19 protein-coding genes are annotated in these 21,025 nt (G+C 32.2%); 13 read left to right on the top strand and 6 right to left on the bottom strand.

All coding sequences use genetic code 11. The features are described 5' to 3' along the window. Position 1 precedes the first annotated feature (1 nt). Positions 2-634, bottom strand: coding sequence for a YkyA family protein (locus RWO76_RS07495; RefSeq protein ID WP_314355034.1), 633 nt, complete (start codon positions 632-634; stop codon positions 2-4). A gap of 283 nt (positions 635-917) precedes the next feature. Here RWO76_RS07495 and lspA point away from each other — a divergent pair, with 283 nt between their 5' ends. From lspA to RWO76_RS07430, 13 genes are all read left to right on the top strand, one after another. Then, complete coding sequence (lspA, locus tag RWO76_RS07490; protein ID WP_314355033.1) at positions 918-1,382, top strand: signal peptidase II; 465 nt, start codon at positions 918-920, stop codon at positions 1,380-1,382. Position 1,383: 1 nt separating this feature from the next. Beyond that, positions 1,384-2,277, top strand: coding sequence for an RluA family pseudouridine synthase (locus RWO76_RS07485; RefSeq protein WP_314355040.1), 894 nt, complete (start codon positions 1,384-1,386; stop codon positions 2,275-2,277). 12 nt (positions 2,278-2,289) lie between these two features. Further along, positions 2,290-2,829, top strand: a complete 540-nt coding sequence (pyrR, locus tag RWO76_RS07480) for a bifunctional pyr operon transcriptional regulator/uracil phosphoribosyltransferase PyrR (RefSeq protein ID WP_314355032.1) — start codon at positions 2,290-2,292, stop codon at positions 2,827-2,829. 170 nt (positions 2,830-2,999) lie between these two features. Next, complete coding sequence (gene rpsB / locus RWO76_RS07475) at positions 3,000-3,770, top strand: 30S ribosomal protein S2 (RefSeq protein ID WP_006702658.1); 771 nt, start codon at positions 3,000-3,002, stop codon at positions 3,768-3,770. Between the two features lie 106 nt (positions 3,771-3,876). Beyond that, positions 3,877-4,758 (top strand): translation elongation factor Ts, encoded by an 882-nt coding sequence (tsf, locus tag RWO76_RS07470; protein WP_314355031.1) that lies wholly within the window; start codon positions 3,877-3,879, stop codon positions 4,756-4,758. 103 nt (positions 4,759-4,861) lie between these two features. Then, entirely contained in the window at positions 4,862-5,584 is a 723-nt protein-coding gene (gene pyrH, locus RWO76_RS07465) for a UMP kinase (protein WP_314355030.1), read from the top strand. Position 5,585: 1 nt separating this feature from the next. Next, the gene (gene frr / locus RWO76_RS07460) at positions 5,586-6,146 is read left to right on the top strand and encodes a ribosome recycling factor (protein ID WP_006702655.1); all 561 of its coding nucleotides are present in this window, start codon (positions 5,586-5,588) and stop codon (positions 6,144-6,146) included. Between the two features lie 79 nt (positions 6,147-6,225). Further along, the gene (locus RWO76_RS07455; protein WP_314355029.1) at positions 6,226-6,852 is read left to right on the top strand and encodes a thermonuclease family protein; all 627 of its coding nucleotides are present in this window, start codon (positions 6,226-6,228) and stop codon (positions 6,850-6,852) included. A 58-nt stretch (positions 6,853-6,910) separates the two neighbouring features. Further along, on the top strand, positions 6,911-7,075 hold the full coding sequence (locus tag RWO76_RS07450) for a hypothetical protein (protein WP_314355028.1): 165 nt from the start codon (positions 6,911-6,913) through the stop codon (positions 7,073-7,075). A 225-nt stretch (positions 7,076-7,300) separates the two neighbouring features. Continuing rightward, complete coding sequence (nrdH, locus tag RWO76_RS07445; RefSeq protein ID WP_314355027.1) at positions 7,301-7,537, top strand: glutaredoxin-like protein NrdH; 237 nt, start codon at positions 7,301-7,303, stop codon at positions 7,535-7,537. A 134-nt stretch (positions 7,538-7,671) separates the two neighbouring features. After that, positions 7,672-11,241, top strand: a complete 3,570-nt coding sequence (locus tag RWO76_RS07440; RefSeq protein WP_314355026.1) for a PD-(D/E)XK nuclease family protein — start codon at positions 7,672-7,674, stop codon at positions 11,239-11,241. Positions 11,242-11,244: 3 nt separating this feature from the next. Next, a complete protein-coding gene (gene addA / locus RWO76_RS07435) occupies positions 11,245-14,976 on the top strand; it encodes a helicase-exonuclease AddAB subunit AddA (RefSeq protein ID WP_314355025.1) in 3,732 nt (1,243 codons plus the stop codon). Between the two features lie 417 nt (positions 14,977-15,393). Continuing rightward, on the top strand, positions 15,394-16,008 hold the full coding sequence (locus RWO76_RS07430; RefSeq protein ID WP_314355024.1) for a DUF624 domain-containing protein: 615 nt from the start codon (positions 15,394-15,396) through the stop codon (positions 16,006-16,008). Positions 16,009-16,026: 18 nt separating this feature from the next. Here the strand turns inward: RWO76_RS07430 and phnE (RWO76_RS07425) are convergent, their stop codons facing one another. The 5 genes from phnE (RWO76_RS07425) to RWO76_RS07405 all read right to left on the bottom strand — a co-directional run bounded on the left by phnE (RWO76_RS07425) (position 16,027) and on the right by RWO76_RS07405 (position 20,851). Further along, on the bottom strand, positions 16,027-16,836 hold the full coding sequence (phnE, locus tag RWO76_RS07425) for a phosphonate ABC transporter, permease protein PhnE (protein WP_006702648.1): 810 nt from the start codon (positions 16,834-16,836) through the stop codon (positions 16,027-16,029). A gap of 16 nt (positions 16,837-16,852) precedes the next feature. Then, the gene (phnE, locus tag RWO76_RS07420; RefSeq protein ID WP_314355023.1) at positions 16,853-17,671 is read right to left on the bottom strand and encodes a phosphonate ABC transporter, permease protein PhnE; all 819 of its coding nucleotides are present in this window, start codon (positions 17,669-17,671) and stop codon (positions 16,853-16,855) included. Continuing rightward, the gene (phnC, locus tag RWO76_RS07415) at positions 17,661-18,422 is read right to left on the bottom strand and encodes a phosphonate ABC transporter ATP-binding protein (protein WP_314348987.1); all 762 of its coding nucleotides are present in this window, start codon (positions 18,420-18,422) and stop codon (positions 17,661-17,663) included. Before phnC ends, phnE (RWO76_RS07420) begins: the two co-directional genes overlap by 11 nt. Positions 18,423-18,491: 69 nt before the next feature. Further along, positions 18,492-19,547: a PhnD/SsuA/transferrin family substrate-binding protein gene (locus RWO76_RS07410; RefSeq protein ID WP_314355022.1), complete on the bottom strand. Its 1,056-nt coding sequence runs from the start codon at positions 19,545-19,547 to the stop codon at positions 18,492-18,494. A 485-nt stretch (positions 19,548-20,032) separates the two neighbouring features. Continuing rightward, the gene (locus RWO76_RS07405; protein ID WP_314355021.1) at positions 20,033-20,851 is read right to left on the bottom strand and encodes an AAC(3) family N-acetyltransferase; all 819 of its coding nucleotides are present in this window, start codon (positions 20,849-20,851) and stop codon (positions 20,033-20,035) included. Positions 20,852-21,025 lie beyond the last annotated feature (174 nt).

The raw sequence follows: 21,025 nt of genomic DNA, 5'->3' as shown, positions 1-21,025 counted from the left end.
CTTACTCCTTTCTAGCATTTAAACGAGCTTTTAAAATACGAATTGGTTTATCAATTGCTGAAAGAGGGTCATTGATTTCTTCTAAAACCTTTTGACGTTCCAATGCCGCTTCATTTAATTCTTTAATTTTATCTTTCAAATCATCTTTAGATAATTTATTCCCAGATATTTCAACAAAGAATTTTTGCTCATTATTCAATTGTTCTTCAGATTTTTTAATATAATCTGTTATACTGTCGACAATTTTTTGCAAGTTTGAACTGACAATTTTGATTTCAACACTTGGCAAGTCCTTGTCTTGTAAATTACTAAGGTGAGACGCATCATCACGAATCACTTTTAATGTTTTAGTAATTTGTTTTTGAATATCTTTTCTTTGTTGCAGATTATCAAAAACTTTACCTTTTTTCTTAGCGTAATTTGCTAGAGTCGAATCATCAGCGATATCATCTTCCCAATCACTTTGCAAATTGGCTTCAAAAGTTTGGATGTTGTTTAAATGATCAACAACCACAGGTAAGGTATCTTGTACTTCTTGAACAGTTTTTTCAGCACTCTTCTTTGTATTAGAGCAGGCTGCAAATACTAGCAAACTTGCACTAATCAAGAATACCTTCGTTGCAATTTTTTTCATAACGCACTCCTTACTTTGAGGCTGCATTCTTATTGAATGCGCGCATCTTAATTTATAGACACACAAATTACTTTGTCATTATACAGTTTTTTTGTGAAATATACAAATTATTAACCGATTTGATAGGTTTTTCATGTGAAAATGGGACAAAAATATGTAAAATTTAGTAAAAAATGAATTTTTTAAAGCGAATCTTGAAAGTTTTATTGGTTCTGTTCTCTTGTTTGACGAAGAATAGTAGAATAGGTACAATAGAGCTATTGAGAGTAGAAAGAGGTATTTTATGATTATTTATTTAGTATTAAGTTTATTATTGATTGCAGTAGACCAAGTTATGAAAATGTGGATTGTTTCTAATTTTGCTTTGCAAACAGGGCAAGAATTATTGCCTGGAATTGTAAAACTGTTTTATATTCGTAATACAGGAGCAGCTTGGGGTATTTTAGCTGGACAACAATTTGTATTCTATATTATTACAGCATTTGGTGTTTCTGCGATTTTATATTTAATGTTTCAAGAAAGAGGAAAATCAAAATTTGCTTTAACAACCTATAGTTTGTTATTAGCTGGAGCACTAGGCAATTTTATTGATCGTGTTCGTTTAGGATATGTTGTTGATATGTTCCAGTTAGAATTTATAGATTTTCCTATTTTTAATATAGCGGATATTTGTTTAACAGTTGGTGTTGCAGCATTATTCTTATATATTTTAATTGTTGAAAGGAAGAAGGAAAAAAGTGGAAAATAATATCATTCAATTACAATTTTCTTTAGAAAAAAGCGAGAGACTAGATAAAATATTAACAAAAGAATTATCACACACACGTTCTGTCATTCAACAATGGTTAAAATCGGGATTTGTATCTGTGAATGGTGAAGTCGTCAAAGCAAATTATAAAGCAAAAGATGGAGATCAAGTTACCATTCAAATTGAAAAAGAGGAAGAATTAACGGTTCTTGCAGAAAATATTCCATTAGAAATTGTTTATGAAGATGAACATTTATTAGTCATTAATAAACCAAGTGGAATGGTTGTCCACCCTTCAAAAGGACATTCTACAGGAACTTTAGTGAATGCATTACTGTACCATGTCGATCAATTATCCAAAGGTTCTGAAACTTATCGACCAGGAATCGTACACCGAATTGACAAAGATACATCTGGATTATTAGTCGTTGCAAAAACACCACAAGCTCATGTTGGGTTATCAAATCAGTTAATGGATCATTCTATGACTCGTAGTTATGTGGCAATTGTGGAAGGTAGTTTTGAACATATTACAGGAACTGTGGATGCACCGCTAGCTAGAGATCCACATAATCGTCTAAAACGTTGTGTACAAAAAGAAGGAAAAACTGCGATTACGCATTTTACAGTTATTCAAGCTTTAAAAGATACAAGTGTTCTACGATTAAATTTAGAAACAGGAAGAACGCATCAAATTCGTGCCCATATGGATTTTATTCATCATCCGATTTTAAATGATCCAATGTATCACCCAAATGGAAAAAATGCGACAGAATTCGGTCAATATTTACATGCAGAAACTTTAGGATTTGTTCATCCTATTACACAAGAAAAACTATATTTTGAAAGTCCATTACCAAAAGAGTTTGAAGAAATGATTCAAGAATTACAGTAGAGGAGTATGGATATGTCTGAAGTATTCTTATTAGATGAAGCAACGATTAACCGTTCAATGACGAGAATTTCATATGAGATTATTGAACAATACAAGTCAGTTGATGATTTAGTACTTATTGGGATTAAGACTAGAGGAGTTCATATTGCTAAACGTCTTCAAAAAAAAATCGAATCAATTGAAAACCAACCAATTCTATTAGGGGAAATTGATATTACCTTATATAGAGATGATCGTCACAAACCAGACCCAGCAGTTGACCCCATTGTTAATGGTACGAATATTCCTTTTTCATTAAATGGAAAAAATGTTGTATTAGTTGATGATGTTATTTTTACAGGAAGAACTGTGCGTTCTGCATTAAATGCTTTAATGGAATATGGTAGACCAAAAACGATTAGTTTAGCAGTTTTAATTGATCGTGGTCATCGTGAATTACCCATTCGTCCGGATTATGTAGGAAAAAACATTCCAACTTCAAAAAAAGAGGAAATTTTAGTGAAATTACATGAAGTTGACGATGATGAATGTGTGACATTAAAAAAAGTATGAGGAAAATATCAAAATAGTTGCATTCTAATTCATATTAGTGTAATATTACTAACGGTATAAAAACCATATTTCACACCTAATTGGATGATAAGGGTGGTGCTTAGGAATAAGTACCCTTTTCGTTGAAAATTGGGGAGGAAAAATAAAACCAAAATTGGAGGAAAACAAAAATGGCAGTTATTTCAATGAAACAATTGTTAGAAGCTGGTGTACATTTCGGTCACCAAACACGTCGCTGGAACCCTAAGATGAAGAGATACATCTTCACAGAAAGAAATGGTATCTATATCATCGACTTACAAAAAACCGTTAAATTAGTGGACGACGCATACAACTACATGCGTGAAGTTGCTCAAGACGGAGGTATTGCTTTATTCGTTGGTACTAAAAAACAAGCACAAGATGCTGTTAAAGATGAAGCAATCCGTACTGGTCAATACTATGTTAACCATCGTTGGTTAGGTGGTATGTTGACTAACTGGGATACAATCCAAACACGTATCAACCGCTTGAAAAAAATTAAAGAAATGCAAGAAGACGGTACATTCGATGTATTACCTAAAAAAGAAGTTGGCGTTCTATTAAAAGAATTAGACAAACTTGAAAAATACTTAGGTGGTATTAAAGATATGCCACGCATTCCTGATGTAATGTTTATCGTTGACCCTCGTAAAGAACGCATTGCAGTTCAAGAAGCTCACAAATTAAACATTCCAATCGTTGCTATGGTTGACACAAACTGTGACCCTGATGAAATCGATGTTGTTATTCCATCAAATGACGATGCAATCCGTGCGGTTAAATTAATCGTAGCTAAAATGGCTGATGCATTCGTTGAAGGTAACCAAGGTGAAGACGTAGCAGTTGACGAAGAAGACTTAGATAAAGATACTTCATTAGAAGATATTGAAAAATTAGTTGAAGGCGACAACGCTGAATAATCACTAACCAGTAGGCTGTTTGGAATCGGAAAAGAAATCTTTCATCCAAACAGCTTTTTTTAAAAAATAATTTTTGTAAATTTATAACATTTAGGAGGAAATTGAAATGGCACAAATTTCAGCACAATTAGTAAAACAACTACGTGACATGACTGGCGTAGGGATGATGGATGCTAAAAAAGCATTAGTTCAAACTGAAGGAGATATCGATGCAGCTGTTGACTACTTACGTGAAAATGGTTTAGCAAAAGCAGCTAAAAAAGCTGACCGTATCGCTGCAGAAGGTATTACAAACGTATTAGTAGATGGAAACGTTGCAGTTGTATTAGAAGTAAATGCTGAAACAGACTTCGTTGCTAAAAACGACAAATTCCAAGCATTAGTAGCTAAATTATCAGAAGTAATTTTAGCTAACAAACCAGCTAACTTAGAAGCTGCTTTAGAAATCGTTACTCCAGAAGGTAAAGTTTCTGACGTAATTGCTGAAGCAACTACAGTTATCGGAGAAAAAATTTCATTACGTCGTTTTGAAATAGTTGAAAAATCTGATGCAGATGCATTCGGTGCATACTTACACATGGGCGGACGTATCGGTGTGTTAACTGTATTAGAAGGTTCTTCAGATGCAGATGCTGCTAAAGACATTGCTATGCACGTTGCAGCTATCAATCCTAAATATGTTGACCGTTCAGAAGTTTCTGCTGATGAATTAGAACATGAGAAAAAAGTTCTTACAGAACAAGCATTAAACGAAGGTAAACCAGCTAATATCGTTGAAAAAATGATTGCTGGACGTTTAAACAAATTCTTAGCTGAAATCAGCTTAAACGACCAACCATTCGTTAAAGATCCAGATACAACAGTTGCTAAATATGCTGCTTCTAAAGGTGGTAAAGTTAAATTGTTCCACCGTTATGAAGTTGGTGAAGGTTTAGAAAAACGTGTTGATAACTTCGTTGAAGAAGTAATGGGACAAGTTAAAAAATAATTGATTTCAATTATAGTGGGGAATAAGGTAGGAAGCTGCCCTCTATTCCCCTTTTTTTTAGACTAAATTCACTAAGAAATGTATAAGAAGAGGAGTCCTTACAATGGTTGAACCTAAATATAAACGTGTTGTATTAAAATTAAGTGGAGAAGCATTAGCAGGCCAAGCAGGTTTTGGTATTAATCCTCCAACTATTAAGGAAATTGTTAAAGAAATTAAAGAAGTTCATGATCTTGGAGTTCAAATGGCAATCGTTGTTGGTGGCGGAAATATTTGGCGTGGTGTAACAGGAGAAGAAGTAGGTATGGAACGTGCGCAAGCAGACTATATGGGAATGCTTGCAACAGTGATGAATGCATTAGCACTGCAAGATGCATTGGAAAACATTGGAGTTCCTACACGTGTTCAAACTTCAATCGAAATGCGTCAAATTGCAGAACCTTATATTCGTCGTAAAGCAATTAGAAACTTAGAAAAAGAACGAGTAGTTATTTTTGCTGGAGGTACTGGTAATCCATACTTCTCAACAGATACTGCCGCTGCATTACGTGCTGCTGAAATTGAAGCAGATGCTATTTTAATGGCTAAAAATAATGTTGATGGAGTTTATAGTGCAGATCCTCGTATTGATACAAATGCGATTAAATTTAATGAATTAACACATTTAGATGTCATTCAAAAAGGACTAAAAGTAATGGATACTACTGCAAGTTCATTATCAATGGATAATGATATTCCATTAGTTGTCTTCAATTTAAATGAAACAGGAAATATTCGTCGAGTTGTTCTTGGTGAAAATATCGGTACAACTGTAAGGGGGAAATAATATGACAGCAACTGAAATTATTGCAAATGCTAAAGAACGTATGAAAAAAACTGAAGATGCGCTTCAACGCGAATTAGGCGGAATTCGTGCTGGTCGTGCGAATGCAAGTCTTTTAGATCGTCTACAAGTTGAGTATTATGGAGTTCCAACTCCAGTTAATCAATTAGCTTCTGTTACAGTTCCTGAAGCTCGTATGCTTTTAATTACACCTTATGACAAATCAAGTTTACAAGATATTGAACGTGCAATTTTAATGTCAGATATTGGAATTACTCCAACAAATGATGGTAGCGTTGTTCGTTTAGTCATTCCACAATTAACAGAAGAACGTCGTAAAGAATTAGCAAAACAAGTAGGAAAAGAAGCTGAAGGCGCAAAAGTTAGTGTTCGTAATATTCGTCGTGATGCCATCGAGCACTTAAAGAAAGCTGAAAAAAATAAAGAAATCACTGAAGATGATTTACGTGGATATGAAAAAGATATTCAAAAATTAACAGATGACAGTGTTAAAAACATTGATCATTTAGCACAAGTAAAAGAAAAAGAATTATTAGAAGTATAATTCATCATGTGACAACAAATCTTAGTAATCTTAATAGATTTGTTGTCATTTATTTTTTGAATTGTAGAAAGGAGATTTTATGAAATTAACGAAAAAACAACAATTTTTACTCGTTAAATTAGCGATATTAGCGCTTATTCTCATTATTTCTGGTTTTGGTTTATTCTCAAAGAATAAAAAGAAATCTTCCAATAAATCAAATACTAGTCAAATACAAGTAGAAAGTAGTGTAGATTTTTCTGGTTATGACAAATCAAAACTGTATACGCTTGAAGTAGGAAAAGTAGCGGATGGAGATACATTCCACGTTCGATTAGATGGAAAAGATTTTAAAATTCGTTTATTATTAATCGATACACCAGAAACTGCTAAAGAAGGCAAAGCTGCTCAACCATTTGCAGATCAAGCAAAACAAAGAACAGAAGAGTTACTTAAAAAAGCTAAAAAGGTAGAAGGAAAATTTGATGTAGGAGATTATACAGATAAATATGGACGTGCTTTAATGTATGTTTATTTAGATGGAAAATTATTACAACAAACCTTAGTGGAAGAAAGTTTAGCAAGGGTAGGGTATGCTCATCCACCAAATACAACGCTACTAAAAGATTTACAAAAAGTTGAAGAAAAAACGAAGAAGAACAAGAAGAATATTTGGGAAAAAGATGGTTATGTAACAAATCGTGGATTTGACCCAAGTGTATACTAATCAGTCTCAGTTATGATATAATTTTGCCAAGATTACATATTAATTAGGTGGCAGAGTTATGAAAAAAAGAAGTGTTATCGTAACAATTTTATTTTTGATATATTTAGTAGTCGTCTTTACTGTCTTTTTCAATGATAAAAAGATGATCGCAGTATTTGCATCTATTGGAGCCGCAATTTATGCTGCAAATATTAAAAGAATAAAAGATTCTGAAAACGAATAACTAAGTAAAAGCTAGGTACAAAATATAGTACTTAGCTTTTTTTGATGGTCTGTATTAAATCTGTTTTTGCTTTATTATCAACGATTAACGCTATTATTCTATAACAGTTTATTTCTATATATTGTGTTTGTAAAAATATAATAAAAAAATTAAGCACAATATATTGTATTTCATTCTAATATGAGGTATCATACTACCTGTATGAAAGAAAAGGGAGAGATGTTTATGTCAAATCGTCAAATTACACTATATTCAAAACCAAATTGTATGCAATGTAACTTTACAAAACAATTTTTCGAAGATAATCAAGTACCATTTGTTATTAAGGATGTTTTTGAATCTGAAGAAGCTTTAGCAGAAGTAAAAGCATTAGGATTCCAATCTTTACCAGTTGTTGTAGCAGATGGAATTGAACCTTTCTTCGGTTTCCGACCAGACATTTTAGAACAATTAGTTGGATAAAATTTTAATAACTGAATCTATAAAAACGATTTTTCTATTGTAGCATCATACTACGAAGAAAAATCGTTTTATTTTTGTTTACAAATTCATCGTTCTATGGTTTAGTTAAAGAGAATAAACGATTGGAGGTTCTTATGAGTTTCGAAGTCATTCTTACAAAAGAAACAAGTGCGAAAGTTTCGCATATTGCTACTAAAATTGCAGATTGGTTGAAACAATCTAGCAAGAATCAAGTAATTTATCTAGTTCCAGATCATATTAAATTTTCTGCAGAATTAGAAATGATTCAAGAAGTGGGTCAATTATTACAACAACCGAAAAATTCTTATGCTGTTACAAAGCTTCAAGTGTATAGTTTTAAACGTTTGGCATGGTATTTTTTAAGAGATCATGCTGCATTGCAACGTCCTTCTTTATCCAAAGTTGGAATTTGTATGATTTTACAAAAAATCTTATCCGAATATCAAGATGAATTAGTGTTATTTAACAAGGAATCACGACATAAAGGATTTATTGAACGTTTATCTGCTGTCATGCAAGAATTTCGTTTAGGTGGAATCGAAGTAGAGGACTTCTCAGAGTGGTTTGAACAAGGTTCTTATGAAGAAATTGACCAACGTTTGAAAGAATTTGGTATCATCTATAAACATTATTTAGAATATTTAAAACAAGATTTTGTTCAATCAGAAGATTTATTACGTATATTAGCGCAAGAAATTTCATCGATGGATTTATCAAACACGTATGTTGTCATTGATCAATCGTATCACTTAAATGCGATGGAATTAGAAGTAATTGATGCTTTAGTGAAATCATGCGGAGGCGTAGAGTTTTATACAACTGCAACAACTGATGCCTTTAAACCAAAAGAAACGCTAGAATCTAGTTTATTTGATTCCAATCGTCAATTAATTTCAAGATTGTTAACTTGGTTAATGATTGATGAAAGTAAACCTGTTTTAAAAGAATTAAAAGAGACCAATACGACTTATCATCCTGACTTTTTAGAACTTGAGAAATATTGGTTAGAAACTAGTGGTGGTCTTGAAACTTCTTCTGAATCTTCATCTAAAAAAATCGATGCGTTACAATGGATTACTTATGAAGATGAACGTCAAGAAATCCAAGAAACATTAGCAACGATTAAAACATTAGTCGATAGCGGTAAGTATCGTTACCAAGATATTCAAATTTTATCGAGAAATTTAGAAGAGCAACAAACATTATTACAACCTTTATTAGAAACGTACCAAATTCCGTATTTCATGGATTTATCCGATACAATGGAGCATCATCCACTCATTCAAGTACTAGACGCTATTTTTGCTATCCAGAAGCATTTTTGGCGTTATCATGACATTATGAACCTTCTAAGAAGTGAATATTGTTTCTGGCCTCTAAATCGAGCAAATTCAAAGAGTGAAGATAATGAGGAAGAGAATTTAAGACAAGCACTTATTCACTATCGTCAAAAATTAGATGAAACAGAAACAATTATACTAGCGCAAGGCTATGAAGGAAAAGATTGGATTTCAAGTAAAACGTGGAATTATCAACTTGAAAATATTGATGAAGAAAGCTTAAGTAGCAGAGAAGTGTTAGTAAATCAACAGTTAACACAAGCACAAGAACTACGAGAACAAATCGTCTCTTTATTAGAACCTTTTTATAAGAAATTAGATAAAGTAGAGACAACAAAAGAAGCAATCACTCTTCTATATCAATTATTAGAAAAAATTGGGGTAACGGATGCATTCCTATTCTGGAGAAATCACGCTGCCAATATTGGGGACATTCAAACAGCTCGTAGACAAGATCAAGTATGGAATGAATTTTTAAAATTATTGGAAGAGTATGTCTATATTTTTGGCGATGAACCGTTTGATTGGGAAATTTTCCAATTATTATTACATACAGGATTTGAACATACACATTATAATATGGCTCCATCTACTTTAGACCAATTAACGTGTACGGGAATTGATTCTGTTCGTTATTCTCCTAAAAAGGTTACATTTGTTATTGGGTTATCTCAAGGTGTCCTTCCTAGAATGGAAGAGGAGAGTGGTTTAATTACCGATGAAGAAAGAGAATATTTATTAAGTAAATTAGATAGTGGGCGTTTCTTACACCCAACAACGATTCAAAAACAATCGGTAGAACCATTTTTATTTTATAAAGTGTTAACTTCCGCAACTGAAAAGTTATACTTATCAATGCATCATACAGATAAAGGGGCTAAATTAAAACCATCTAGCTTTGTAGAACGTATTTTAAATAAATATGAAATTACAACCCAAGATGGCAATCAAAAACAACAAGAACGTTTTGAACAGGGCGACTTTGTAACGATTCATGAACTATTTACAACGTTACTACAAAAACTTCGTCAGTATAAGTTCTCAAAAGAAGATGATATCCCATCTATTTGGCTTACTTTACCACATTTATTAAGACAGGATAAAGATTTCCAAAATCAATATCACACATTAGTGGACAGTGTATTCCATTTAAATATTGCCAAGCAATTACCAAAAGAATTAGCTGCTGAACTTTATGGAAATCATTTATACTTATCGACTTCTCAAGTGGAAACATTTTATAAAGATCCATTTAGTCATTTCTTACAATATGGTTTAAATTTACGAGAACGTAGAGAGTTCGAGTTAACAGCTGCTGGATCTGGGGAATATTTCCATGAAACATTTGACCAGTTTATTCGTAAAGTTCATGAATTACAATTAGATATTCGTTCTATTGATAAAACGACAACAGAAACATTATTAAAAGAAATCTTTGATTCTATGAATGAAGATGCAAGATTCCAAATTTTAAACGCATCTCCTAGAATGAATTGGACTAAAGTGCTACTACAAGATACAATTCGACAAACATTAGCTGCAGCATTAATGCAATTACAACAATTACAAGTAACTCCATGGAAAACAGAAGTCGTTTTCGGTGCAAAATCTGATAAGAAAATTGAAATTCCATTGAATGATGCTCAATCTTTATTTATTCGTGGGAAAATTGACCGTATTGACCTTTTAGAAACTGAAAAGGGCTATCACTTAGGAATTATGGATTATAAGTCTTCAGCTCAAAAATTTGATATTAATCGATTACGTTATGGCATTCAACTACAACTTTTAACGTATTTATCAGTTGCAAAAAATATTGTTTCTGATCAATTTAATAAAGCTGTGACTCCATATGGTGGATTATATATGCATGTTTTCCAACCAAGCTTTAATGCAAAAGATATTAAAGCAGATGCAGATTTTGAAGAAACTCGTCTGAAGAAATATAAACTATCTGGATTATTGACGAATGATTTAGGAGTTCTGCAACAAGTTCAACCTGATTTTGAATCAGGAGACTCTATTGTATTACCATTTGGAGTAAAAAAAGATGGAGAGTATAAGGCAACTAGCCAAGTATATGCTCCTGATGACATCAATTTATTAATGGATTTTGCTTTCTATCAATTGAAAACTGCAGGAGAACGCATTTTAAATGGGGAAAATCAAATTGCTCCATTTGATGAATTAAAAGAATATGCAGATTCAGTGAATGGAAAATTCAGTGCCATTGCAATGTTCGATGCAACAAATCCAGAAAATAATTATCAATTTTTAACGAAAATGCCTCTTCAAGAGAACTTAACTTGGATGAGAAATAAAATTGACGGAAAGGAGGAGTAGTGGATGATACCAGTAAAACCAGAAGGTGTACTAGCAACTCCTGAACAGTGGCAAGCAATTTGGCAAAGAGGCGACAATTTATTAGTTTCTGCTTCTGCCGGATCAGGAAAAACAAAAGTATTAGTCGACAGAATTATGGGATATATTGAAGATGGAGTTAATATTGATTCCTTATTAATTGTGACTTTTACGGAAGCTGCTGCTAAAGAGATGAAAGAACGTTTACGTACAAATTTAGAAAAAGCTATTACAAAAGAAAACGATTTTTCTAAGAAACATATGTATATTAAACAACTAAGTTTATTACCAAATGCAACAATTTCTACCATTCATAGTTTCTGTATGAAAGTCATTCGTCGTTATTTCTATTTAAGTCAATTAGATCCTGTATTTTCACTATTAAATGAAGTAGAGGGGACTTTATTAAAAGAAAAAGTATGGCGAAACATCCAAGATGAATTATTAGAAGAACATTCTTGGATGGATGGGTTAATGCGATATTTTTCTAGCGACCGTAATGATGATGGCTTTACAACATTAGTTTATCAACTATATGATTTTTCTCGTTCAAAACCACATCCAAAACAATGGATTTCTTCTTTAGCAGATTTATATGAAACAAAGGATGAATATGGTGAAATTCCTATTATAAAAGATCAATTTGCACCTTATATTTGCGAAGAATTAAAGTATTTAGTGTCTGCTTATGATGAATTACTGAAATTAGCTGAACTAACCGGTTTTGAAAAGTGTAAAGATGTAGTTGAAGCTGATGCTCAAAAAATTCAAGAAGTGTATGCCGCATTTGAAAGTGGTAATTACACAGCAGCGTATACATTAGCACAGGGAGTAAGTTTTGACCGTTTCCCAACTGTTCCTAAAAAAGATGAAACAACCGATAGAGAAGCTGTTCAAGCCATTAAAAGGAAAAGAGATAGCTTAAAGAAACATTGGGAAGATCAATTATTAGCAACAGCATTTTTCGAGTCTCCTGAGATTCAAATGAAGCACTTAAGAGAAATTTATCCAATGATGTTGCATTTATCTCAAGTTGTCTTAAAATTTTATGAAGCTTTTCAATTAGAAAAGAAAACTTCTAATAAAATTGATTTCTCTGACTTAGAACATGATACATTAGCGATTCTTTCTACTGAGAAAAATGGAGTTCTGATTGCTAAAAAATATTATCAAGAACTATTTACCGAAGTTTTAATTGATGAATACCAAGACGTAAACCGTGTTCAAGAAGCAATTTTAACTAGTGTTACTAAGGATAATAATCTCTTCATGGTAGGCGATGTAAAACAATCGATTTATGCCTTCCGTCTAGCAGATCCATCTTTATTTAGAGATAAATATGAAGCCTATGCAGATGAAAATGGTGGAAAACGAATTATTTTAGCTGAAAATTTCCGTTCTAGAGATCAAGTATTATCCTTTACAAACTTAATTTTTAGACAGATTATGGACCATGAATTAGGTCAAATTGATTATGATGATGACGCTGCTCTAAAAACTGGAAACTTAAATTATTCAGATGATACGGATAAATTTAGCGAATGCTATATTATTCAAAATGCTAATTTAGAAGATGACGAAGAAGAATCGTCTGAATTAGAAACCGAAAGTCTAATTGATAGTTCAGCGAGTGCTGAAGTCCATTTTATTGCAGCTAAAATTAAAGAAATGATGGTAAATCATTTTGAAATCATGCATGAAGAAAGTACAAAGGAAAATCCGAAAAAACGACCAATACAATATAAAGATATTGTCATTTTAGCGCCAACAAAGGCTAATAATGGATTAATTGAAGAAATTTTTACTCAATATCAAATTCCTGTTTTAGTTCAAAAAAATCTTCAGTATTTCAAACGAACAGAAATTGCCATTATGATGTCTGCTCTAAAAATTATTGATAATCCTACTCAAGATATTCCATTTGTAGCCGTATTACGTTCAGGAATCGTTGGATTAGATGAAATCGCATTAGCTCATATTCGTAAAAACAATAAATCTAGTTCGTTTTATGAAGCATGTGTTCAATTTGTCGAACAATTTAAATTAGAAGAAGTGACCTATTACGATAGTGCTCAACAACAACAATTAAAAGATCGAATACAATCATTCTTAGAACAGTTAGAAAATTGGAGAGATATTGCGAATCATCAATCCATCAGTACGCTTATTTGGCAAATTTATATGGATACAAACTATTTAACCTATGTACATGGACAATCCGTTGGACAGCAACGTGTCTTGAATTTACATGCCTTATATAAGTATGCAAAAGATTTTGAAGACTCTAGTTTTAAAGGATTACGTAATTTTGTTCGATTTATTCAGCAAATGCAACATAAAAAGCAAGATTTAGAAGAACCTACACAAATATCTGATGAAGAAGATGCTGTACGTGTTATGACGATTCATGCAAGTAAAGGATTAGAATATCCCGTTGTATTTTTAATGAATGCAGGAAAGAAATTTAATCAGCAAGATATACGCCAACAAGCGATTCGTAGTGATGAATTAGGTGTAGGAGTGAAATATTTACAACTCCCTGAAAGAATTCAATATACAACGATTCCATATGTGATGGCTTATAAAGCAGAGAAAAATAAATTACTTTCTGAAGAAATGAGAAAATTATACGTAGCAATGACTCGTGCACGAGAAAAGCTCATTATTGTCGGTTCTATAAAAGATTATGAAAAGTTTAAAGAAGAACATTCTATGATAGAAGATATTCATGATGAAACATTACCATTTTCTCTTCGCTATCATGTCGATAATTATTTAACGTGGATTTTAATGGCTACAATGAGAAAGCAGGAGAAAGTTTCCTTCCATCAAGAAGTCGTTGATTTTGAACAAATTAAAAAGAATGCCCTAAGTTGGATACAAGAGAGTGAAATGGCTTCTATTGATGAAGAAGAGTGGCTACAAAAGCAAGTAAAAGGAAAACCGATTAAAAATTTATCAAATTTATTAGAAGATTTAAAACAAACATATCCATATTTATTAGCTTCAACAACTGCAAGTTATCAAAGTGTATCTGAAATTAAACGTATGAATGAAGAACCAGATGTGAAACAACTACCTCAGTTGGAAGAACAAACTCAAGAAACAGAAAAAAATGTGCAACAATATGTTTATTTAACATCTGAATTAGCAAAACCAAGCTTTATTGAGTCTAAACAAAAAGTTTCAGCTGCAGAACGTGGAAGCGGTTTACATTTGTTAATGCAAAAATTAGACTTAACTAAGGAAATTACACCAGAATTTATTCAAGAAACAATTCAGCAATTAGTTGAGACACAATTTTTAGAAAAAGAGGTTGCTGCAGTTATTCCAGTTGACCAAGTTTATCATTTCTTTCAAAGTGAATTTGGTCAATGGATACAGGAACATCAAGCATTATTAAACCGTGAACAAGCATTTTCACATGTTGTAACAGCAAAACGGATCTTTAAACATTTACCAGATAATGAGGATTCCATGTTAATTCATGGAATTATTGACGGATTTGTGGAATTAGATAATGAGATTATTTTATTTGATTATAAGACAGATCATGTGGTACCAACACAAAAAGGTATACAGAAAATCGTTGATAAGTATAAACAGCAATTGAATTTATATGCTGAGGCATTAGAAACAAGTTATCAAAAGAAAGTTACTAAACGTATGTTATGTTTATTATCGATTGGTCAATCAATTGATATTTCTAATGTTTAATGATGATAGGAGGACGTTCGTAATGAGCGTCCTTTTTATGTTTGTTTGGATTGTGGAGGAGGAATTGTTTTGGAGGTTAAATTTTCGATATATAACTTTCTTTAATATATATTATGTAAACCTAAGTGTCATTCAAAATAATTGATTGACTGTAGCTAGGTCGCCAGCAACCTCGCTTTGCGAATCTCATGGCTAAACTTTGAGCCTTGGTCTCAAAGTTTCCCTGTAAAAGAATCAGATAGAATTCTTTTACTGTAGCTACTGTATCAATTATTTCTTACTTTTTACGTTAGCAGTCTAGAACGTTATCTATTGTGTTTTAATTATATGATATGAACTCCTATATGATAACTTGCTTAATTTGGGGCTTAATCGTATAATGTATTTTGTATTTTAATTGTTAAAGGATGGTTTTGGATGAAATTTAATGAGGAAAGTCCTTTTTGGAGATTTGCTACGATGTTGGCGGATTTTATTTTGTTGAACTTATTCGTTATTGTAATTAGTATTCCTATTGTTACGATTGGGCCTGTTTTGGCGGCTTTGTTTTATACAATGATGAAGTTTTCTGAAAACGAAGATGGTTATTTAGTGAAAACCTTCTGGAATGAATTGAAACATTTATTCTTTGTACGTGTTGCTGTCTCTTTAATTTATACAGCAATCATTGCAGCTACTGTGTATGTTATTCAATTTTGGTATAGTTTCCAAAATATTTTTGGCATGATGTTAGCAATTATTTTCTTTTTATTCCTATGTATGACGATCACTGCAATGTTAATTTCGTTAGCAAGAACTCAGTATTTTGGTACGATTAAGAGTTATATACGTGATGGATATTTATTTATTTTTATTTCTTTAAAGGAAGCTGTTGCTATTTTGGCAATTCCAGTTATTTTAATCGGATTTAGTATTTTCCAAGAAACGGTATTATATTTCATGGGAATTATTGGAATTTCGTTAATGGGATATGCATTAGCTCCATTATTTCATAAAATGTTTTCAAAAGTAGAAAAAAAGCATGAAGGTTAACCCCTCATGCTTTTTCTTTTACCCACGTGCTAAATGAGTACGAATTTTCGTTGATAAGTATTCAATCACTAAGACTAAGACGATTAATCCGCATAGGATAGCCCCTACTTCATGCCATTTATAAGCTGTCATGGCAAAGATTAATGGAGCACCGATACCACCGGCTCCAACCATTCCTAAAACAGTTGCATCTCTTAAGTTCATATCAAAACGATAAATGACTGTAGAAATGAATGCTGGAATTAATTGTGGTAAGATTCCAAAACGAATTTTTTGATAGAAGTTACATCCACTAGCATCTAATGATTCTAAAATTTTGTAATCTAAGTCTTCAATCGCTTCGATATATAGTTTAGAAATCATCCCAATGGATGCTACAGACATTGTAAGCAACCCTGTAAAGGCACCAGGCCCTGTTACACGGATAAACATTAACCCATAGATTAAAGTTGGAACAGTACGAATGGCCATAATAGCTGTACGTCCAATAATTGCTACTGGTTTTGGTACAATATTTGTTGCTGAAATAAATGAAAATGGAATCGCTAAAATTGCGCCTACCAATGTTCCCAGAAATGCAATTGCAATAGTTTCTAATAATAAATATGGAACACCTTTCGTTGTAAAGTTTAACAATAAGGATGTTTCAGGAGTTACAATCCCTTGTAAAATACTTTGAGAAATTTGTAATCCATTTTCTGGAATTTTACTTAATTCAATCGTTGATCCAGACCATGCAAAAATGATAATGAATAAGAATAAAACGCCTAATTGAACAATCCATGTGCGAGGAGCTTTTTCATATTGTTTTAATACTGCTTCATTCATGTGTTTAACTCCCCTTCTATGTTAATTTCGTACGTAAGTAGTAACTTACTGATTCAATAATGACTACAGTGATAAATAATACCACTAAAATCATCCCTACATTTCCATATTCGCGCCAACCAAGATTTTCATTTAAAATAATCCCGATACCACCTGCACCTACATAACCTAAAATAGATGCATAACGAACATTTCCTTCAAAGCAATATAATGAGCTTGCTAAGTAAGTTGGTAAAATTTGAGGAATAATTGCACTTGTAAATGCTTGACCTTTTGTTGCTCCTAAAGCTTCAGCTGCTTCAAAAGCTCCCATATCAACTGTTTCAATTTGTTCATATAATTGTTTACCACAGTATGCAAATGTATATGTTGCAATCGCAAATGTACCAGCCATTGTTCCTAATCCAAAGATATAAGTTGCAATTAAGGCAGTCACAAGAGTTGGTAATGTACGAACTACACTTAAAAATAAACGACTTAAACTAATAATCCATTTATTTTTGACAATATTACTAGAAGCTACAATGGCAAATGGAATTACTAAAATAGAACCCAATAATGATCCTAATAATGACATTTTAATCGTGTCAATTAATGGTTGCCAAATATTACTTGAATATTCCCAGGCAGGTGGAAACATACGACCAATAATAACAAAGAATTGAACACCACGTGTTAAAATGGTATGTAAATTAAATCCAGTAATTTTAGCTGAAAAATACATTGCAATTAATAGACCAATGACGACAAAAATAGCTTTTGATTTTGGTTCAGTAACAGTTGTCCCATTTTTTAACGTAAATTCTTTTGAAGCGAAGAGTTTCTTATCCTTCATGTAACTCCTCCGCCTTTCCTTTATAGATTAAATCTAATACCTCTTTTGTTACTTGGCTACTTGGACCATCATAAACAATTTCTCCATCACGAATACCAATAATACGATCTGCATATTCTAAAGCTAATTCCACATGGTGAATATTAAGTAAAATAGAAATATTTAAATCTTGATTAATCTTTCTAAAGTCTTCCATTACACGTTTAGCAGTAATTGGGTCTAATGCCGCAACAGGTTCATCTGCTAAAATAATTTCAGGATTTTGCGCAAGAGTTCTAGCTAATGCAACACGTTGTTGTTGTCCACCTGATAATTGGTCAGCACGGATAAACGCTTTATCTACAATCCCTACTTTATCTAAAGCTTCTAAGGCGTGTAATTTTTCTTCTTTTGTATAAATTCCAAATAATGAACGAACAAATGGAATATCTGGAACAATTGAAGTTAATACGTTTTTAATAACCGTTGTTCTTGTTACTAAATTAAATGATTGGAAAATCATTCCTACTTTATTTCTACGGAATTTACGAAGAGATTTTCCTTTTAATGAAGATACATTTGTACCATCAACGGTTAAAGTTCCTTCAGTAATTTCAATCATACGATTGATAGTACGAATTAAAGTTGATTTACCAGCTCCTGATAAACCAATAATTGAAACAAATTCACCTTGTTCAATTTCTAAATTAATATTTTTTAACCCTTTAACTCCATTTGGATAGGTTTTTGAAACATTTTCAAATTTAATCATATCTGTCCTCTTTCTCAAAAAAAGGGTCAGGATTCGCTCCTAACCCTCATTTGATCATCATTTCTTTCCTTAGTTACCTGATTTTAATTTTTTAAGAACTTTTTGAGCTTCACGTTCTTTATCGTAATCAGATGCATTAGCTTTCTTATATCCTGAATGAGAGTAAATCTTAATAACTTCTTTACCTTCATCTGTTCCAGCTAATTTGATCATTGCGTTAGCAAAAGCTTCTTTGAATGCGTCGTCTACAATTGGAGAAGATTTACTTACTGAAATTGTATCGTTATAAATATCTGGAGTTACACCAATAACATTTGTTTCTTTCCAAATTTCTTCTGAACGTCCATATTCACTTGTCCATTTTTTAGCATAGTCAGAACGTAAGTCAGCGTAACCAACCATAATATCAATTTGTCCTGAAGCTAAACGAGCTGCAGATGAAGCATAAGAATCAGATTGAACAACATTTTGTAAATCTGAAATGTTTTTACCAAATTTATCTTGTAGCCATAATGTAGGATAAATATATCCTGAAGAAGAAGAAGTTCCTAAAACTCCCCAGTTTGCTGAATTTAAATCATCCCATGAAATATCTTTACCACTATTAACTTTTTCAGCAATAGCTTTCCCTTTTTCTGTTGGACCAGCAATTACTAATCCTTTGTATGAAGTAACTTGATCTTTAGAACGTTTTGTTTCTTGACCATCGTTCCAATCTTTTGGATTCGTTGAATTTTTTTCTAAACCAGAACGTGTTGCTGTTAATAATACATCCACTTCTTTGTCAAATAATACATAAGTACCACCAGGAATGAAACCAACATCTGCTGTACCTGATGCTAAAGCTTCCCCTACTGCATCAAAGCTTGTTCCAACATTGATTTCAACATTATTAACTGTATAACCTTCATCAGCTAATTGTTTTTTCAATAATTCTTTTAATGGTTCAGTAGCAGTTACAATCGCTTCTGGATCACGAGAAGGTACAAATGCAACTTTTAATGTATCAATTGTTTTAGATCCATTACCTTTAGAACCTGAATCACTAGATTGACTTGAACAAGCTGCAAGTAAAGCTGCTGCTGATACTCCAAGTACTAATTTTGACCAAAAAGACTTCTTCATAAAATATATCCCCCTAAGATATGTTTTCTACAAGATTGAACTCTCAACCTCAAGTACAATCATACAAAATACGAACGATAATTACAAGAGTTTTTACTTGAAAAATACATTTTTAGCTATATTTTCATAAAAATAATTCATTTTCAAACAGTGTAAACGTGTAAAATACGAACATTAAGTATATGAAAGCAGGAATAATAAATAACTAGTAAATAATGAAACAAATTATATATCAAAAAATATAAAAATAACCGAACGTTTTCATTTATAACATTCGGTTATTTTCGTGATGGTTTGAAAAGGTATTTTTCCCCTTAACTTCTTCAGAATACATTGAAAATACTGTGGACATAGTAGCAAGGTCGCCAGCAGCCTCGCTTAGCGAGTCTCATGGCTAAAGTTTGAGCCTAGGTCTCAAACTTTCCCTACAATTGCTACTATAGAGTATTTTCTATGTATTCTGAATCTATACATAAAACACTTTTTTATTCCTTTAATTGATAATAATGTTCCGTAAATTCGACACATTCTTTCATATCGAATAAATAAACATTGCTTTCGTTAATTGAAATATGATTAACAGTATACTGTTCCATAAAGTTCTTTTGAATTTCTAAATAGTCATCGTATATATCCAATTCAATATTTTTAAATGATATCCATTTCTCGCCAGTTTTCGTTAATATCTTACTTTTTTCTTGAATCACTTCTCGATTCAATCTATTTTCAGCTAAATGGAGTGATGTATTCGTTTCAAAATCAGTTCCAATCATTAATACTTTTACACCAATGGAATACATTCTTCCTAATGGAGATTTGTCTCCAAATGGGAAATCAAAAGTAACCTGGTCAATAATTTCACTAGCCTTCTCTCCTATTGCCGTAAAAGAATACATTGGATGATTACTTCGAATAGAATCAGGTAAAATTCCAATAAATTGACTAAAAGCTCCCATTGCTTTACTATACGATAAATCCTTTGAATAGGCCGGCATTGATGAGCGAATGACATCGTGCCAGTCCTGTGGTACTGGAGGATATTGCCAACTAGCAGGATCAGAAATTTCAACCGTTTGAGAAGGCACTACAATCGTTCCTTGCTCTCCAATAACATCTCTTAACGCTAAAAATAAAGTTTCCGCACCACCAACAACATATCCTAACGAAGATAAAGAAGCATGCACTAATAAAGTGTCCCCCTGCTTAATTCCTAACTGAGAAAATTTATGTATAAAAAGCTCTTTTGTAATTGGCGTAAAATTTTTATCAATACACTTTTGCATATAAGAATACAACAAACTCACTCTCCCTTTTACGTATCATTATCCTTATTTTAAACTGTTAGAAACGAAAAATAAATAGGATTCAGAATACATAGAAAATACTCCATAGTAGCAAAAGCAATAAAAGTAGATAATTCTATTTTTATTGCAGGGAAACTTTGAGACCTAGGCTCAAAGTTTAGCCATGAGACAGCT

The organism is uncultured Granulicatella sp., assembly GCF_963521425.1.
Taxonomy (GTDB): domain Bacteria; phylum Bacillota; class Bacilli; order Lactobacillales; family Aerococcaceae; genus Granulicatella.
This window is presented reverse-complemented; position numbering and strand designations above follow the sequence as displayed.

Excerpts from the sequence above, each read along its gene's own strand:
- lspA (WP_314355033.1), top strand. The coding sequence starts at position 918 with ATGATTATTTATTTAGTATTAAGTTTATTATTGATTGCAGTAGACCAA.
- RWO76_RS07430 (WP_314355024.1), top strand. The coding sequence starts at position 15,394 with ATGAAATTTAATGAGGAAAGTCCTTTTTGGAGATTTGCTACGATGTTG.
- pyrH (WP_314355030.1), top strand. The coding sequence starts at position 4,862 with ATGGTTGAACCTAAATATAAACGTGTTGTATTAAAATTAAGTGGAGAA.
- phnC (WP_314348987.1), bottom strand. The coding sequence starts at position 18,422 with ATGATTAAATTTGAAAATGTTTCAAAAACCTATCCAAATGGAGTTAAA.
- tsf (WP_314355031.1), top strand. The coding sequence starts at position 3,877 with ATGGCACAAATTTCAGCACAATTAGTAAAACAACTACGTGACATGACT.
- nrdH (WP_314355027.1), top strand. The coding sequence starts at position 7,301 with ATGTCAAATCGTCAAATTACACTATATTCAAAACCAAATTGTATGCAA.
- rpsB (WP_006702658.1), top strand. The coding sequence starts at position 3,000 with ATGGCAGTTATTTCAATGAAACAATTGTTAGAAGCTGGTGTACATTTC.
- RWO76_RS07455 (WP_314355029.1), top strand. The coding sequence starts at position 6,226 with ATGAAATTAACGAAAAAACAACAATTTTTACTCGTTAAATTAGCGATA.
- pyrR (WP_314355032.1), top strand. The coding sequence starts at position 2,290 with ATGTCTGAAGTATTCTTATTAGATGAAGCAACGATTAACCGTTCAATG.
- frr (WP_006702655.1), top strand. The coding sequence starts at position 5,586 with ATGACAGCAACTGAAATTATTGCAAATGCTAAAGAACGTATGAAAAAA.
- RWO76_RS07410 (WP_314355022.1), bottom strand. The coding sequence starts at position 19,547 with ATGAAGAAGTCTTTTTGGTCAAAATTAGTACTTGGAGTATCAGCAGCA.
- phnE (WP_006702648.1), bottom strand. The coding sequence starts at position 16,836 with ATGAATGAAGCAGTATTAAAACAATATGAAAAAGCTCCTCGCACATGG.
- RWO76_RS07440 (WP_314355026.1), top strand. The coding sequence starts at position 7,672 with ATGAGTTTCGAAGTCATTCTTACAAAAGAAACAAGTGCGAAAGTTTCG.
- RWO76_RS07495 (WP_314355034.1), bottom strand. The coding sequence starts at position 634 with ATGAAAAAAATTGCAACGAAGGTATTCTTGATTAGTGCAAGTTTGCTA.
- RWO76_RS07450 (WP_314355028.1), top strand. The coding sequence starts at position 6,911 with ATGAAAAAAAGAAGTGTTATCGTAACAATTTTATTTTTGATATATTTA.
- addA (WP_314355025.1), top strand. The coding sequence starts at position 11,245 with ATGATACCAGTAAAACCAGAAGGTGTACTAGCAACTCCTGAACAGTGG.
- phnE (WP_314355023.1), bottom strand. The coding sequence starts at position 17,671 with ATGAAGGATAAGAAACTCTTCGCTTCAAAAGAATTTACGTTAAAAAAT.